This is a genomic window from Vibrio sp. V08_P9A1T1 (assembly GCF_963874405.1).
GTDB classification, from domain to species: Bacteria; Pseudomonadota; Gammaproteobacteria; order Enterobacterales; family Vibrionaceae; genus Vibrio; species Vibrio anguillarum.
This window is the reverse complement of the sequence record NZ_CAWNIB010000292.1, coordinates 1-15,993: the sequence shown is the minus strand read 5'-3', so window position 1 is coordinate 15,993 and position 15,993 is coordinate 1. Positions and strand designations below refer to the sequence as shown.

General features: G+C 45.4%; 13 protein-coding genes. 7 read left to right on the top strand and 6 right to left on the bottom strand.

Features of this window, described 5'->3' with window-relative positions; translation table 11 throughout:
• The first annotated feature begins 83 nt into the window (after positions 1-83).
• The 7 genes from pspF (at position 84) to AACT21_RS14770 (ending at position 8,299) form a co-directional block, all read left to right on the top strand.
• Entirely contained in the window at positions 84-1,091 is a 1,008-nt protein-coding gene (gene pspF / locus AACT21_RS14800) for a phage shock protein operon transcriptional activator (RefSeq protein WP_026028021.1), read from the top strand.
• 96 nt (positions 1,092-1,187) lie between these two features.
• Complete coding sequence (gene sapA / locus AACT21_RS14795; protein ID WP_094149655.1) at positions 1,188-2,807, top strand: ABC transporter substrate-binding protein SapA; 1,620 nt, start codon at positions 1,188-1,190, stop codon at positions 2,805-2,807.
• Positions 2,807-3,769 (top strand): ABC transporter permease, encoded by a 963-nt coding sequence (locus AACT21_RS14790; protein ID WP_013857041.1) that lies wholly within the window; start codon positions 2,807-2,809, stop codon positions 3,767-3,769. The genes sapA and AACT21_RS14790 overlap by 1 nt, the downstream gene beginning before the upstream one ends.
• On the top strand, positions 3,756-4,643 hold the full coding sequence (locus AACT21_RS14785) for an ABC transporter permease subunit (protein WP_013857042.1): 888 nt from the start codon (positions 3,756-3,758) through the stop codon (positions 4,641-4,643). The genes AACT21_RS14790 and AACT21_RS14785 overlap by 14 nt, the downstream gene beginning before the upstream one ends.
• Positions 4,643-5,638, top strand: coding sequence for a peptide ABC transporter ATP-binding protein (locus AACT21_RS14780; RefSeq protein WP_010320232.1), 996 nt, complete (start codon positions 4,643-4,645; stop codon positions 5,636-5,638). Before AACT21_RS14785 ends, AACT21_RS14780 begins: the two co-directional genes overlap by 1 nt.
• On the top strand, positions 5,635-6,423 hold the full coding sequence (locus AACT21_RS14775) for a peptide ABC transporter ATP-binding protein (RefSeq protein WP_013857043.1): 789 nt from the start codon (positions 5,635-5,637) through the stop codon (positions 6,421-6,423). The genes AACT21_RS14780 and AACT21_RS14775 overlap by 4 nt, the downstream gene beginning before the upstream one ends.
• A gap of 436 nt (positions 6,424-6,859) precedes the next feature.
• Entirely contained in the window at positions 6,860-8,299 is a 1,440-nt protein-coding gene (locus tag AACT21_RS14770) for a hypothetical protein (protein ID WP_094164649.1), read from the top strand.
• Positions 8,300-8,371: 72 nt separating this feature from the next.
• Here the strand turns inward: AACT21_RS14770 and AACT21_RS14765 are convergent, their stop codons facing one another.
• The 6 genes from AACT21_RS14765 to torE all read right to left on the bottom strand — a co-directional run bounded on the left by AACT21_RS14765 (position 8,372) and on the right by torE (position 15,822).
• The gene (locus AACT21_RS14765; RefSeq protein ID WP_010320150.1) at positions 8,372-8,764 is read right to left on the bottom strand and encodes a DUF2750 domain-containing protein; all 393 of its coding nucleotides are present in this window, start codon (positions 8,762-8,764) and stop codon (positions 8,372-8,374) included.
• A gap of 100 nt (positions 8,765-8,864) precedes the next feature.
• On the bottom strand, positions 8,865-9,770 hold the full coding sequence (locus AACT21_RS14760; protein WP_017044675.1) for a manganese-dependent inorganic pyrophosphatase: 906 nt from the start codon (positions 9,768-9,770) through the stop codon (positions 8,865-8,867).
• Positions 9,771-9,980: 210 nt separating this feature from the next.
• Entirely contained in the window at positions 9,981-11,717 is a 1,737-nt protein-coding gene (locus AACT21_RS14755; RefSeq protein ID WP_094164648.1) for a glycoside hydrolase family 36 protein, read from the bottom strand.
• 205 nt (positions 11,718-11,922) lie between these two features.
• On the bottom strand, positions 11,923-14,385 hold the full coding sequence (gene torA / locus AACT21_RS14750) for a trimethylamine-N-oxide reductase TorA (RefSeq protein WP_094164647.1): 2,463 nt from the start codon (positions 14,383-14,385) through the stop codon (positions 11,923-11,925).
• A gap of 24 nt (positions 14,386-14,409) precedes the next feature.
• The gene (gene torC / locus AACT21_RS14745) at positions 14,410-15,594 is read right to left on the bottom strand and encodes a pentaheme c-type cytochrome TorC (protein WP_026028567.1); all 1,185 of its coding nucleotides are present in this window, start codon (positions 15,592-15,594) and stop codon (positions 14,410-14,412) included.
• 51 nt (positions 15,595-15,645) lie between these two features.
• A complete protein-coding gene (gene torE, locus AACT21_RS14740) occupies positions 15,646-15,822 on the bottom strand; it encodes a trimethylamine N-oxide reductase system protein TorE (protein ID WP_010318622.1) in 177 nt (58 codons plus the stop codon).
• Positions 15,823-15,993: the final 171 nt, after the last annotated feature.

Genomic DNA, 15,993 nt, shown 5'->3' with positions numbered 1-15,993 from the left:
GAATAAGATTACTGTGCTATGATGATTTTCGCCAAGAGTTGGTGAATTTAACCACCCTTTCAATCACAGTGTGGAGAGTGAACATGCAACAAAACTTACTGGGTGAAGCGCCTCAATTTTTATCGGTACTGGATAAAGTCTCTAAGCTTGCACCGATTGATAGGCCGGTATTAATTATTGGCGAGCGAGGAACGGGCAAAGAGTTAATCGCTCAGCGCTTACACTATCTTTCCAAACGTTGGGACCAACCACTGGTTTCGTTAAACTGTTCAACCTTGAGTGAAGGGTTAATTGACTCTGAGCTCTTTGGCCATGAATCAGGCTCGTTTACCGGAGCCAAAGGACGTCACCAAGGACGATTTGAACGGGCAGAAGGTGGAACTCTTTTTTTGGACGAGCTCGCCACTGCGCCGCTTGCTGTACAAGAGAAACTACTTCGAGTGATTGAATATGGACATTACGAGCGTGTCGGCGGTAGCCAACGGCTTAATGCGAATGTCCGTATCGTCTGCGCAACCAACGCCAATCTTCCACAATTAGCTGAAATTGGAAAGTTTCGAGCTGACTTACTCGACCGACTGGCCTTTGATGTGATCCAGCTTCCACCGCTAAGAGAGCGAAAAGAAGATATTATGCCACTTGCTGAGTATTACGCGATTAAGATGTGCCGTGAACTGAACTTAGCGCTCTTTGTCGGGTTTAGTGCAGAAGCGGCAGATCAGCTTCAACACTACTTGTGGCCGGGAAATGTGCGTGAACTTAAAAATGTCGTGGAGCGTGCTGTCTATCAACACGGAACGGCCTCCCATCCGATTGAAAACTTGGTTTTTAACCCTTTTGCTAATGAGTGGCACAAACCAGATGACCTTACTGGCAATCTCTCCACAGATCGCCATACTTACACCACTGGCTTTGAATTTCCGATGGATTACAAAATGTGGCAGGAGGATCAGGACAGACAACTACTGAGTGCCGCGCTCAATGCCAGTAAGTTTAATCAAAGACAAGCTGCAGAATTACTCGGCTTGAGCTACCACCAATTGAGAGGTATGGTGAGAAAATATCAACTCGTCGGCAGCAATGATGATTAACCCTAGGTTTAGATCAACAAAAAATGGTAGATTATCAGGATTTTGAGGCATAATGATTAGCTTTGTTTGCCCTACTTCTCACAGTTATTTCTCTTTATGAAAACATTGATACGATTCGCACTAGGAATATGCAGCTTTAGCCTACTGATAGGCTGTAGCGAACAAATTGACCATAGTAAAATTCGCCAGAGCGGATTCGTATATTGTGGTCACGGCAATCCCACCACTTTTAACCCACAATTGGTTGAGAGCGGCATTACGTCTGAAGCTCTCAGCCCACAGATTTACGACACGCTGTTGCAATTGGATTCAGAAACCTTACAACCGATACCAAGTCTGGCCACGAGTTGGACAGTGAATCCACAGGGTACAGAGTATACATTCAAGCTAAACGATGGCGTTCAATTTCAATCAACCGCTTGGTTTACACCGACTCGCGCTCTTAATGCCGATGATGTGGTCTTCAGCTTTCGCCGAATCATTGACCCAACCAACCCGTTTCATTACGTCAATAGTGGCGTCTACCCATGGTTTGCGGGTATTGATTTCAAAAACTTGCTGATCGATGTTCAAGCTCTGGATGAACTCACGGTTAAATTTACCCTCAGCCGTCCCGACAACTCCTTTTTATCCAATATCGCCACCAGTCACGCTGTCATACTCTCCTATGAGTATGCTAATCAATTAGTGATTGAAGATGAAAAAAGCATGATCGACAGCCATCCTGTTGGATCCGGACCATTTTATCTAGACGAATTTAAAGTGAATGACCTTATCCGCCTCCGTCGTCATGGCGCTTATTGGAATGGCGTGGCGAAGATGGAACAAGTCGTATTTGATGTCTCCAACCGAGGCACAGGGACACTCGCCAAACTACTACGCCATGAATGCGATGTGCTCAGCTCGCCTATTTCAAGCCAAATCCCTATTATCAAGCAGCAATCGGAAATAGAGCTTGATGCCAAGCCTGCGATGAACGTGTCTTATATTGCTGTGAATACCTCTCACCCTGCGCTCAGTGATGTTCGCGTGCGTAAAGCGCTTAATTTTGCGATCAACCGCCAAAATATTTTGGACTCGGTCTATTACGGTACAGGAAGTATTGCTTATAACATTCTTCCCCCCTCCTCTTGGGCCTATCAAAAGGACAGTATTCAAATTCGCTATGATCGTAACTACGCGATCGCATTACTTAAAGAGGCTGGCTATTACGCCAACTTGGAATTGACGATGTCTGTTCCTGCAGAGTCTCATGCCTATAATCCAAGCCCACGTAAAACCGCCGAGTTAATTAACGCTAACCTTGCCGACATTGGTATTACATTGCATATCATCACGGAAGACCGCCTCGATCGTTCAAATTTGACCCAGCACGCCAACGTTGATCTGATTTTAACGGGCTGGAATGGCGATACCGCAGACCCAGATAACTTTTTGCGTCCACTGCTCTCATGTAATTCAGATCGCTCAGGGCTCAATGCCTCGATGTGGTGCAATAGTGATTTCGATTTTCTACTCGATTTGGCCTTGGAAGTAGACAAGTCGCGCTATCGCCTTAACTTATACAAACAAGCGCAAAATATTTTAAACGAAGAGTTCCCGGTTATCCCATTGGCACACGGCATGCAATTTAAAGCGTACAGCAAAACATTAACGGGCTTTAAACTCAGCCCATTTAATGTACAACCATTCAATACGGTTGAGAGGGTCGAATAGTGTTTTTATATACGGTACGCAGACTCAACTTATTTATTATCACGTTACTCATTTTGACTATGGTCGGGTTTGCACTGCTGCGCTTAGATCCACAGTCGCCTCTAACTGCTCATGGATTTTGGTCAGGTTGGTCAACCTATTTAGGGCAACTACTGCAACTGAATTTTGGCGTCAATCACAGTGGTGTCCCGATTGTGGACGAACTGGCGATGGTCTTTCCAGCAACGCTGGAGTTATGCCTTATTGCTTTTACTCTCTCTTTGTTAATTGGTCTCCCTATTGGTACGCTCGCAGGAATGAAGCAAGGTAAATGGATTGATACCGTCATCTCCTTCACGTCAATGTCCGGCTATTCAGCACCGCTATTTTGGGTAGCTTTGTTAATGATCATGGTCTTTTCACTGCATTATGAGCTGTTTCCTGTTTCAGGACGTTATGATCTGCTCTACCAAGTGGAACACGTGACAGGTTTCGCTCTGATCGATGCTTTTTTCGCTGAAGGCAACTACCGTGCTCATGCTTTGCAAAGTGTTATTGAACATATGATTTTACCCTGCTTGGTACTGGCTCTAGCACCGACGACACAAGTGGTGAGCCTGATGCGTTCTTCGGTGGCCGATGTAATGGCTCAGAACTATATACGCGCCGCTCGAATTAAGGGTTTAAGTGATTACGAAATTGTCACCGAGCATGTGCTGAGAAATGCAATTCCACCTATTATTCCTAAATTCGGGGTTCAGTTATCGAGTATGTTAACGTTGGCAATTATTACTGAATCCATCTTCAACTGGCCGGGAATCGGCCGTTGGCTGCTCGATGCATTATCTAACCAAGATTATGTCTCCATTCAAGCCGGCGTGATCGTAGTTGGTACGCTCGTTCTCACAGCAAACATTCTGTCTGATTTGATTGGCGCTATGGTTAACCCGCTGGTAAGAAAGGAATGGTATGCTAACAAATAACATTTATCAGGAAGAGCATATTCCGACTCAGTTTGAGCGGTTTTGGCGCAGCTATCGCAATAACAGTTTGGCGATGTTTGGCTTGTGGTGCTTAGGACTCATTGTGTTGATTACCCTCACCTCTCCTTGGATAGCCCCTCATGATCCGCAGTTGCAAACGAGCAACCTATTAATACCGCCTTCTTGGGATCCTGCGGGTACTGTCGAATTTTTCTTAGGTACCGACGATTTAGGCCGAGATATCTTGTCACGGTTGATTGATGGTACCCAATACACCTTCGCTGCCGCTATTTTAATCACCGCTATCGCGGCTGTGATCGGCTGTTTTATCGGCATTATGGCAGGCATGACCAAAGGATTATTGTCCAGTACATTGAATCACTTACTCGACACGGTCATGTCGATTCCATCATTGCTGCTTGCCATTATTTTTGTGGCACTGCTCGGTTTTGGCGAGTTCAATATTTTGCTTGCGATTGGTTTGGCACTCATCCCTCGCTTTGTTCGTTCGGTGTATATTGCCGTACACAACGAAGTAGAAAAAGACTATATCCTCGCCGCACGTTTAGATGGTGCCAATGACTTTTATCTGTTGTGGAACTCCATTTTACCCAATGTCCTTGCTGTCATCGCCAACGAAATAACACTCGCGTTATCCATTGCCATCTTAGACATCACCGCTTTGGGCTTTCTTGGTTTGGGTGCTCAAGCACCAAGCACCGAATGGGGCACCATCTTAGGTGATTCAGTTGAGCTGATTTACCTCGCACCGTGGACAGTCACTCTCCCCGGTTTAGCGATTATGTTTACGGTGATCATCATCAACTTAGTCGGTGAAGGTGTACGACAAGCTCTGAATGCAGGGGTGGAATAATGCCATTATTAGATATTCGCCATCTCACCATCGAAATTGATACGCCACAAGGCATGGTAAAAGCAGTCGATCGCATGAGCTTAACCATGAACGAAGGCGAAATTCGCGGGTTGGTGGGAGAATCCGGATCAGGAAAAAGCTTGGTGGCTAAAGCCATCGTAGGAATATGCAAAGATAATTGGACCATCACCGCCGACCGCATGCGCTTAGGTAACATTGATCTACTTCAGCTGACGCCGCGCGAACGCCGGCGAGTGATTGCCCGCGACATCGCGATGATTTTTCAAGAACCGTCAACCTGCTTAGACCCTTCAGATGAAGTGGGAAAACAGTTGATTGAATCAATTCCATCGCGCACATTTGAAGGCAAATGGTGGCAGCGTTTTACATGGCGTAAAAAACAAGCCATTGCCCTTTTACATAAAGTAGGAATCAAAGAGCACGCGCGCATCATGAGTAGCTACCCCTATGAGCTAACTGATGGTGAATGCCAAAAGGTGATGATTGCGATGGCTATCGCAACCAAACCAAAAATTTTGATTGCTGATGAACCAACGAACGATTTGGACCCCATTACCCAATCACAGATATTGCGCCTGCTAAGCCGGATGAACCAGGTTAATAACACCACGATTCTATTGATTGGCCACGACTTAACCACCATTACCCAATGGGCTAACCGTATTACAGTGATGTACTGCGGTCAGTCTGTTGAGTCAGCCGATACCCAGAAAATATTGAGTGAACCCAAACACCCTTATACGGCCGCACTACTGAAAGCGATGCCCGATTTTAGTGATTGGATCCCGCATAAAGAAAAATTGCAATCCTTACCGGGTTCCATTCCACCCTTGCAACATTTACCGATTGGTTGCCGGTTGGGGCCTCGCTGCCCCTATGCTCAGCGCCAATGCGTTGAAATACCGTATCCGCAACGTATTAAAAATCATAAGTTTGCCTGTCATTTCCCACTCAATATGGAGCAACAATCATGAGTGCGTCATTATTAGAAGTGAACGGGTTAACTAAAGATTTCATTACTCGTTCAGGTCTGTTTCGCAAGAAAATTCAGCATGCAGTCAAACCGGTTAGCTTTACGTTAGAAGCGGGACAAACCATTGGTTTTATTGGCCAAAATGGTTCTGGTAAATCGACATTGGCACGAATGCTTGCGGGGATGGTTGAACCCTCGGCTGGCGAGATACGCGTTAATGGAGAGTTATTGGAACACAAGGATTACTCCACGCGCTGTAAGCTGATTCGAATGATTTTTCAAGATCCGAACACATCACTCAACCCAAGAATTCAAATTGGTCGTATTCTAGAAGGGCCGCTCAAAAGAAACACCAATATGCCACCGGAAGCGCGCATGAAGCGCGTGAAAGATACGCTATTGCGCGTTGGATTATTGCCAGAGCACGCCTACTTCTACCCGCAAATGCTCGCCACCGGGCAAAAACAGCGGATTTGCTTGGCACGAGCACTGATTCTACAACCGTCGATCATTGTGGCTGATGAAGCATTAAACGGGTTAGACATGGCAATGCGATCACAGATGATTAACTTGTTTCTAGAACTGCAAGAAGAGATGGGTGTCTCGTTTGTGTATGTCTCTCAACACCTTGGTATTGTAAAACACATTACTGATAAAATTATGGTGATGCACGAAGGCGAAGTAGTCGAATCGGGTGACACACAAGAAGTATTGTCTAATCCAACTCATCCCATCACTCAAAGAATGATTGAGAGCCACTTCAACAAAGCGCCCAGCTTTAAATAGCCGCTCTGTATTTAATATCGGAAGACAATATCGTCGATATTGACAGTGTTCACCCCACCCTAACCCTCCCCTCAAAGGGGAGGGAATTAGTTTCGTGAGCGTTGGAAGTATGTCATTTATGATGATCGATGTGGTTTGCTAAAACAGTTTTTCCCCTTTCTGCGTTAGCGAATAGCTCTCCTCCTACCGCCTAACACTTCGGTAGCAATAGTTTTTCTAAGGCTATCTGTGATGCTTCATTTCCGTGTAAACGGAAAAAACCAGTTGCTAACGACCAGTTTTTCGGTGAAGGCTACATTTATTTTCCCCGCCACTTTTGTTTAATTAATCGTAACGCCTCGTAGAATTCATAAAAAAACAGAAATTTTCCGTAAGCGGCTACTTTTAGTTTTTGTATGATGATAATTATATCAACCTAGACCTCGGAATAATGAATATGTTCCCTAATATTCCATCATCTGCTGCTTGTAATCGTATAGCATCTCCTGTGGCAACCGCAGAAAATAAGTTGCCGTTAACAGTAAAGTCAGTTACTCACAAACATGTGCAATGCATACCATTATTGGATACTTCCCCCACAGCAGCTGTTCATAGTGAGGCGAGTGCGCCAATCAAGGGACGAGATGTTGTGATACTCAATCCATATATGTCAGGAGGGGGTGACCATGCCTTGGCAAATAGAATATCTCGTATTGTTGTTGAGGAAGGAGGCCGAGCATCCATTATACCTATCAATGTAGATCGCTCTTCTATCGACCAATACCGAAATATATCCTCTAGCTCTAATAGTCATGACATAAAAGAGTTCATTGATCCTATTTTTATTGTCTGTCCTGTTGGGATATTGCCCACAGACAAATTATCGATGGTAATTGATCATGTGTGTGGACGATTTAACTTTGCGAAAGGAAAAGTGCTTCTTTTAGAAGAAATGGATCTACTGGCTAGATGTAGTCAATCGTTGGAAGCTCGTAAAGATATGCTCGATGCTAAAGGGTTTAGTGATGTTCAAACATACAAACTCGGCTTCGCAGAAGGGGCGATAGGTTATTTACCTGTTGATAATGATACTGTCAACAAAGTAAAGGACAGAGCCGATGCTGAAATAGCTAAACTTTTGGATGGATATAATATAGACATCCAGAAAGATAGTAATATTCATCTTGCTTACATTAGTGACAATACACAGGTAACGAGTGCTCAAGTTTTTATTTCTAATACGTTAACTGATACAAAAGGAGATTCGGTTGACTCCAACTATATTATCGTTTTTCGTTGTTACGATAATAATATCCCCAAAGATCTTAAGGGAGTGTTTGGCATTAAATCTGCCGAGTTGGGATTGGATAACCCGTCTCTTTTTGGAAAAGCTAGCATCTCTTACCTTGACCCTAAATCTGGCAATTTAAAGCCTTTATTTAAGCTAAATGGAAAAGGCAAGCGTAATGTCAACATTGTACTGACGTTATCGTTACCTAATAATATATTTCTTGACCTGATGTTATTGTCTAAATCTAGTATGGCTAGCGGTGATCAATCATTAAGCGAATATATTTCTTTCAAAGGCGAGTTTCCTTATTATAATATGCAACGTTGGAAAGCTCCTTTAGTTGCAGGAGTAAAGAAGATGGCCGAAAGTTATGGAAATATCGGTTTAACAAATAAAATAGACGAAATGGTTGTGGGCAGGGAGCCGACCGGCCGAGCAATTACGTATAAATTTGCTCCAAATGTCGACAACACTCCCTCTCAAAATCTCGACCAGAAACAAGCGTGGGATTCATTGAACGATAAGTTATCATCTATGCGAGCAGACGTTCAAATTCGTGATTTTTTATCCATCAATAGACATTCGGATAGCCAGATAACTCGTTAATCTGGAACCTATTTCTTTCGGGATTAGCGCGCCAATAGAACAGAAAAGAGCTTCTATCAGAAGCTCTTTGAGTTAGCGCGTTTTACTGGCTTGCTTTTTCAATTCAAAATCAAATTCGTCGGGAAATAACACAACGCCTTCTTCATTCTCATTGGGGAACACCACGACCGACAATTCATCTTCTTCCAAGCCTGAAGTCCAACGGCTGTGCCATTTGTTCAAAGAGATCGCTTCCGCTTCACACGCTTGCCACTCGCCTGTTGCCCATGCCTTGGCAAACTCTTGGTTAGGCCACACAGGAACACAATCATCTTCTTCTGTGTTGAGCATGACACAACCGTGCTCATCTTTTAGTATCCAAACTTCACGGTTTGCAACAATGGCTTTAATGCAGTATTTAAAACGTTCTTCTTCATTATAGCGATTGATTGTTTCTATCTGTTCTGTGGTTAATGCGTCTGCCATAGCCCGGCTCCATGCGAAAGTTGGGGAATATAAAAACGCCTACAGTGTAGCACTGCAGGCGTTAAATTTAGAATCTTAAACAATAAGATGATAAAAAGGATTAAGCCAATTCAGCTTGCAGCCAAGGCCAACCTTGTTTCTTACGGCTTAAGGTATTTTCCATCATCAACATGCCATCTTGTTCGTGTTTGGCCAGTTTTTCAGCCCATTCACCAGTATAAAGAAGGCGGGTCTGCGCGGTGGTAATGTCGGTCAACATCACGGCGGCAAACGCAAGGCCTTCCTCTTCGCAGCGACGAACTAGGTCTGCTTGAATGGCGTCAATCATGCCATCGACTTGTTCAAGCGTTGCCAATTCCACTTGACCAACCACCACATCACGGCCGTTGAATGGGTAAGCTTTCAAATCTTTCTCAACAAGTTGAGCGGCAGATAAACCTTCAATGTCTGTTTTCGCAATCAAAAGCGCTTTAATAAAGGCATCAAGGTCTTCAACCTCAGCAATTTCAGCCAGTGCCAGCACAGCTTCTTTATCTTTTGGTGTGCACGTTGGAGACGCAAAACCGACCGTGTCAGACAAAATCGCAGACATCATCAATATGGCTAAAGGACGTGTGATTGGTGCATTTTCCATCTTGAATAGGTTGAACAAGATAGTACAGGTACAACCGACTGGCCAAATCCACGCTTCTAGCGGATTCACTGTCATTACGTCACCTAGGCGATGATGGTCAACAATACCGAGAATTTCCGCTTGGTTGATGTCATCAGGTGCTTGCGCAAGATCGGTATAGTCCACAAGCCATACTTTTTCGCCCGCTACACTAGTGCGAAGTTCAGGTTGATCAACACCGGCTGTTGCAAGAATGTGTTGAGTTTCACGGTTAATTTCACCCTGACGAACAGGCGTTGCTTCTAGACCACGTGCTTTAAGTAATTCAGCAGCAACTAATGCACCACAAATGCTATCACTATCTGGGTTTTTATGACCGACAACGAAAATCATCTTTCTTCCTATTTTAATGCTATTTGATGGCCTATCGAAGGTGATAGGCGAGATTGCTCACAAAGGCCGATACTTTACCTGATTTTCAGAATTTGTCATGGCTTGTGGTTAAGAAATTATGGCTAATTTAGCGTAGCATTCCGCTACCCCGAATCATTCAGTTAACCTGAGCACTCTTAACAAGAGCACTCTGTTAACAAGGGCACTCCACTAACAAGAGGTAATCACGGCTCGGCTGGTTAAGCCACTTGCCAAGGAGACTTCAAATACTTTGACTGGCTCTGGCGAAAGCTTATCTCCTGTCCAGTAGTCGTACCAATCCACTGGCTGGCTCGCTGTTAAGGTATAGTCACACGCCTCACCTTGGTAATTGAATAAGCAGTGCAGATCATTGCGTTCTGTTAACTTTAAAAATAGGTGATTGAGAGCCAATGAAGTTGGCTTAGCCGCATCTTGGTTGTGTTTGCGCCTAATCATTAACTTATTTAGGCTCTGCTTAGCAAAAGAGGTCAATTCTGGGAGTGGATCACCTGAAAGCAATAAGCCACCACACGCAAGCAATACATTGCGATGAAATTCATAGCTGATGCGATCGGTCGATTGATTCGCAAGCGACGTCAGTGTTGCGCAATCAGGATCAATTTGCCATAACTTGCGGTGCTGCCAACTGCGATAAAAAGTCTCTTTAGCGATTTGTTCAAAGCGCTGTGGCGAACGCTCGACATCGTCCGAAACACGCATGGCATCCACTAAACCCAGTGATGGCCACATCGGCGCATTGCATCCAAGTAACCATGCCTCTCCCGCGCCTTCTGCGATCGCCTGCATCCCTAAACGGTACGCTTCAACACCCGTCACTCCCGACTGATAACGCCGTCCTTTAAGTGCTCCCCAATAGTTCGCATCCAATTTAAACAGCTCAACCCCCCACTCTTCTTTCATGGTTTTGATCACATGGGTTAAGTATTCCTGCACGTCAGGATGAGAGCCATCCAGCACATACCAAGGTGTACAGCGCCAGCCACCGTAGGTTACTTCTTCAGCTTTCAGTGGCTGTCTTTGAGCATTTTGTACAAACCAATCTGGATGTTGCTTAAACAATTGAGATTCAGCTTGTGCAATGAAGGGAGCGAGCCAAATTGCAGGTTTTTTGCCCGCTTGTTTAATCTCTTGGATCAGCGCTTTAACACCACGAGAAAACTTATCGGACGGCGTCAACCAATCGCCCATAAACGCCTGATAGCCATCATCCAGCAACACCCATTCTAGCCCCGAAAGTTCTCCTTGCATTGCCGCAAGGTTGGTTAGGATGTGCTGTTCATTAACATCGGCATAATAGGCATACCATGAACACCATCCAACGGGCGCAGGTTGTGCCACACCAGCACGCGGCGTATGGTGACAACTAATATATTGCGCATACTGTTGATACAAACCTGATAATGAATCACCTTGCAAAATAACGACGGATTCTAAACTGTTATTTGTCCAATCTTGTGGATGGGTCTGCTCGCCGTCAATGGAAGCGACTAAATAGGTGCCCGTCCTTTCTTCAAGAATTTCAAAATAGCCAGCAAAACGGTGGCAAGAGGTAAAACCAAACAGTTGGTATCCGGTGGATTGTTCAATCACCAGCGTGTTGTAATAACGTTGGCTGTCTTGCAGCGGGTATATCCGGTAGCTCAAGCTATTGTCAGGGCAACGCCCCACATCCACCGGATGATGCGGCGAACCTGCAGTTTGCGCTAGCATTTGAAAACCGTCACCAATCACTCGTGCGTCCGATTCAACGTCAAATAGAGTGCGAAACAGCGAGTAGTGATCGGAAATGGGCGAGTTATGTATTCCTGAATAGGAAAAACTGATCTCATCGCCTTGCAATTGGGCAATCAAATCCGGTTGAAGTAACTCAACTTCTCGATGACATGGCAGAGTGATCGTTGTCATAACACCTCAGTACAAAGTACAAATTGTTGTTCTGGCAGTGTCTAATGAATTCGCGTTGCATGTAAGTTGTTTTGATCACGTTTTCTCTTTGACGTGGCTCCGTATGCTGTTTTATTCAACAATGAGAACGCCCAAGGTACAAGTTTGGATGTGACAAGTAAAACGCCAGCATGTTTGCTGGCGTTTCGTTGAGCTAATGACGGAATTACGCCACTTCGATTGGTCCACCGAATGACGTCACTGGTGGTACTTTACCAGTAAATTTCTCGAAATCGACAATGCAAGTATTGGCTGAAGTGGCTTGCGCCAGCTCAGATGAGCCGACATCGAGTGTGAGTGTATTTGGATCGCCATAGGTGCAAATAGCTCCCTCTTTTTCATTCAACGGGCCATACCACGCCCCCTCTTCGATGCGGATCACGCCGCGCGGGTAGCCATCGCTTAAGACGGCACCAGCTAATAGCTGGCCGCGATCATTAAATACGCGAACTAAATCCCCAGCTTGAATGCCTTTTTGTTTCGCATCGATTGGGTTGATATACACGGGCTCACGGCCATTGACAGCATAGGTCGCGCGATACTCTTCTGACTCACACATTTGTGAGTGCAAACGCTTATCTGGGTGACAAGATTGTAACCAATATGGATGCTTATCTGAACCCGGACCGCCGTGCGAACGCTCGGTTTTTTCAAACCACATTGGGTGATCTTGGCAATGTTCATAGCCATAACGCCCAATCTTACGTGACGTAATCTCGATAAAGCCAGACGGTGTACCCAATGCGTTTATCTCAGGGTCTTTACGGAAATCGGCGTGGCGAACCCAAGGTTGGCCTTCACCAAAATCCAGTACGCTCTGCTGCCAAAACTGTTCAAATTCTGGTAAATCAAACTTACCCGCGTTGGCTTTTTTACACTCGTCATAGAGCGAACGGACCCACTCCATCTCATCCATGCCGCGAGTGAACTCTTCATGGCGGCCAAAGCGACGCGTCAATTCAGTGAAAATCTCAAAGTCAGTACGCGATTGGAACAGAGGGTCAACCAAGCGGTGCATGGCAATCAAACCCTTGCCCGAATAAGAACCGTATACATCGATATCATTGCGCTCAAACTGAGTACAGGCAGGAAGAACGATGTCGGAGAAACGGCAAGTCGCCGTCCAAGCAAAATCGATCGTGACGACGGTTTGAAGCTTGCGGAACGCCTTCTTCATTCGGTTACGATCTTGGTGATGATGCCACGGGTTGTTGCCTGAAATAACCATCATTTTGTAATCAGGTAATTTTACGCTCGAACCGTTGTAGCGGATCTCTTTACCCGGCTCTAGCAAACAATCGACCCAACGGGCAACAGGAATCGTTTTACTGTAGCCGTTGTAGTTTTCGTTGTCCCATTTCGGTTTTGAACCCGTATCTAGGTTACGTGGAAAACCGCCGGGCGAGGCAAAACCGGTTGATGGGACCCCAATGCCAGAATAGTGATGCCCGTAGGAGATCCCCCCGCCTGGCAGGCCAATTTGACCAACCATCGCAGCCACAACCGCACCAGCCCAGTAAGGCTGTTCGCCATGCTCTTGACGCTGAATACACCAACCAAACAGTAACTGAGTTCGACCATTAACGAGCATACGTGCAAATTCGCGGATCTTATCGGCTGTTACGCCACAAATCTCGGCGGCCCATTCTGGCGACTTAACAATCTTATCTTTCGTTTCGCCTTGAACGTACTGAATAAAAGGTTCAAATCCTAAGCAATAGGTTTTGATGAACGCCTTGTCATACAGATCTTCGTTATACAACACATGCGCCACCGCCAACATAAACGCCACATCGGTCTGTGGGTTAATGTACCAATGGTCACTGTTTAAGAAGCGCTGGGTTTTATTCTTGACTGGATCAACCGAAATAACGTTGATCTCTCCTTTCGCCACTTTTTCTTTCAACTGATCAAGATAAGGAAAGGATTGGTGCGTTTCACAGTTCCAGCCAACTTGCAGGTTTTTTACCGGGTCGGTCGCCCACAAAACAATGTTGTCTGAATGCTCAAGAATTTCCGACCACGAGGTTCCTTGGGCATACACTTCTGTCGAACCTAACACATAAGGAAGAATGGTTTGGCCTGCACCTGTTGAGTAATCACCCACTTTAGTGATGAAGTTACCGTGCATACCTACAGCGCGTTGCATCATCGCTGTGCAGTTGTGAAATGACCCCGTTTGGTTCCAGCCCGTTTGTCCTGCATGCAGCGCCCAAGGGCCGTACTCTTTTTGTACGCGCTCAAGTTCACGATAAAACAGATCCAACGCTTCATCCCAAGTTACGCGGATAAAACGGTTGTTGCCACGTGTTTCACCGCTGTATTTATGTTTTTTGAGCCAATCAAGGCGAACCATTGGGTAACGCACTCGTGATGGACTATAGATAATGCCTTTGATTCCGTTGAGCATATCAGTGGGGTGCGTGTCTGACTCTAGCGGCTTGACCGATTGTACTTTTCCGCCATACACATGTGCGCGAAATGCACCCCAATGAGAGCCTGATACTTTCCAACTGCCTGTTGTTTCTGCCGCGTTAGCCGATGTCGAGACCAATAAACTTGGCCCAATAACCGACGCCGCACTGGTGGTTGCTACACCTTTAAGAAAACTTCTTCGTGTAATCGCCATATTTAAAACTCCGTTTGACGTGGATTAATGGTGACCTTCAGCAAAATCTGAAGAGTGTTTTTGTAGATACTTCAAGACTAACGCTTCGCTGTCTGTGTCGAAGTTGACGAATGCCATCATGCCGTTAAACATGCCCGGCCAAGTATTCGCATCAAAATGCGCTTCATCCGGTTGGCTATGACAGACAGAGCAGTTCGTTTTATAGGCCTCACCCGCTTTTTCCCAAATTGGATCCACGCTATCGAGCATGGCTTGTTTTTTCATCCACACTTTCGCGTTTACTTTTTCCCAAGGTAGACCGGTGAGATCATCGACACGCTTTTCACCAACCGTGACGATTGCATCATTTTGTGCCGCTTCTTTCATCAAGGAGCCCACAGCGATGTTCATACCAAAATCTTCTTGGATCACACGACCAAAGCCTTTTGCTTTACGCCAACCATCAATTTCGATTTGAATCATCTCTCCTTTCTCATCCAATACCGTGACTGCCGATGCTGGGTTCAGAAGGCCTGCTTCCACTTTGGCTTGCGCATCTTCATAAATAGGTAAGAAGCGAACGCTCACCACTTGCTTGCCGACCGAGTAATCGGTTTTAGATGCCAACTGCTCTAGTTCGCCAATCAGTCCGCCTGAGCTATCCATATTTTTAGGCAGGTTGTGGGCGATCCCTTTATGGCAATCTAGGCAACTTTGATCTTTTTCCGCTGCTTGTTTCATCTGAATACGCGCGGTTGCCGACATCTGTTCGAAATCCATCGAATCGTAATTATGACAATTTTTACATTCCAATGAGTTGTTGGCTGAAAAGCGCTCCCACTCATGCTTGGCCAATTCAATACGGCGCTCTTCGAATTTTTCAGGGGTACCTAAATCACCAAAAACTTGCGCAAATACCTCCTTAGAGGCTTGCATCTTACGCGCAATTTTAGCGGTCCATTCGTGTGGTACGTGGCAGTCTGGGCAAGTGGCACGTACGCCTGAATGGTTTTTCCAGTGCACGGTTTCTTGCAGCTCAACATAAACGTTGTCGCGCATTGTGTGGCAGCTGATACAGAATGCTTCTGTGTTGGTGGCTTCCAGTGCAGTATTAAAACCGCCCCAGAAAATCACACCGGCGATAAAACCGCCCATCGTGAGCACACCAAGGCTGATGTGCACGGCTGGACGAGTCATAGTGCGCCAAATTTTGACTAACAATGATTTCATGATTCGCTCTCTTAAATTTTCGATCAAAAGGATTACGGGTGAACCGTGGAATTAACCGTGCGCACCAGGAGGACCAAAGAGGAACACTTGCAGCATCCAAACAATAAATCCATAACCGCCGACAAAGGCGATACTTAAGATCGGAAAGAGAACCACTGTGATTAAGAGGAAAGACTTCCACTCAAGCGAACGTTTCTCATTACTCTCTATTTTATTAACATCACTCATACATTTGCCTGTTTTGTATTTCAGTCATTTTGAGCAGCTCGACGACAGAGCTCAGCTTATTACCATTTCTGATACGAAATGTTAGACCATACTCTTTGTAGGGTTCAATCGATTCCTACCTTATATAGCAAGGAATCCACTACTTTTTTGAGCTCGCACGGAGTTGTGTTT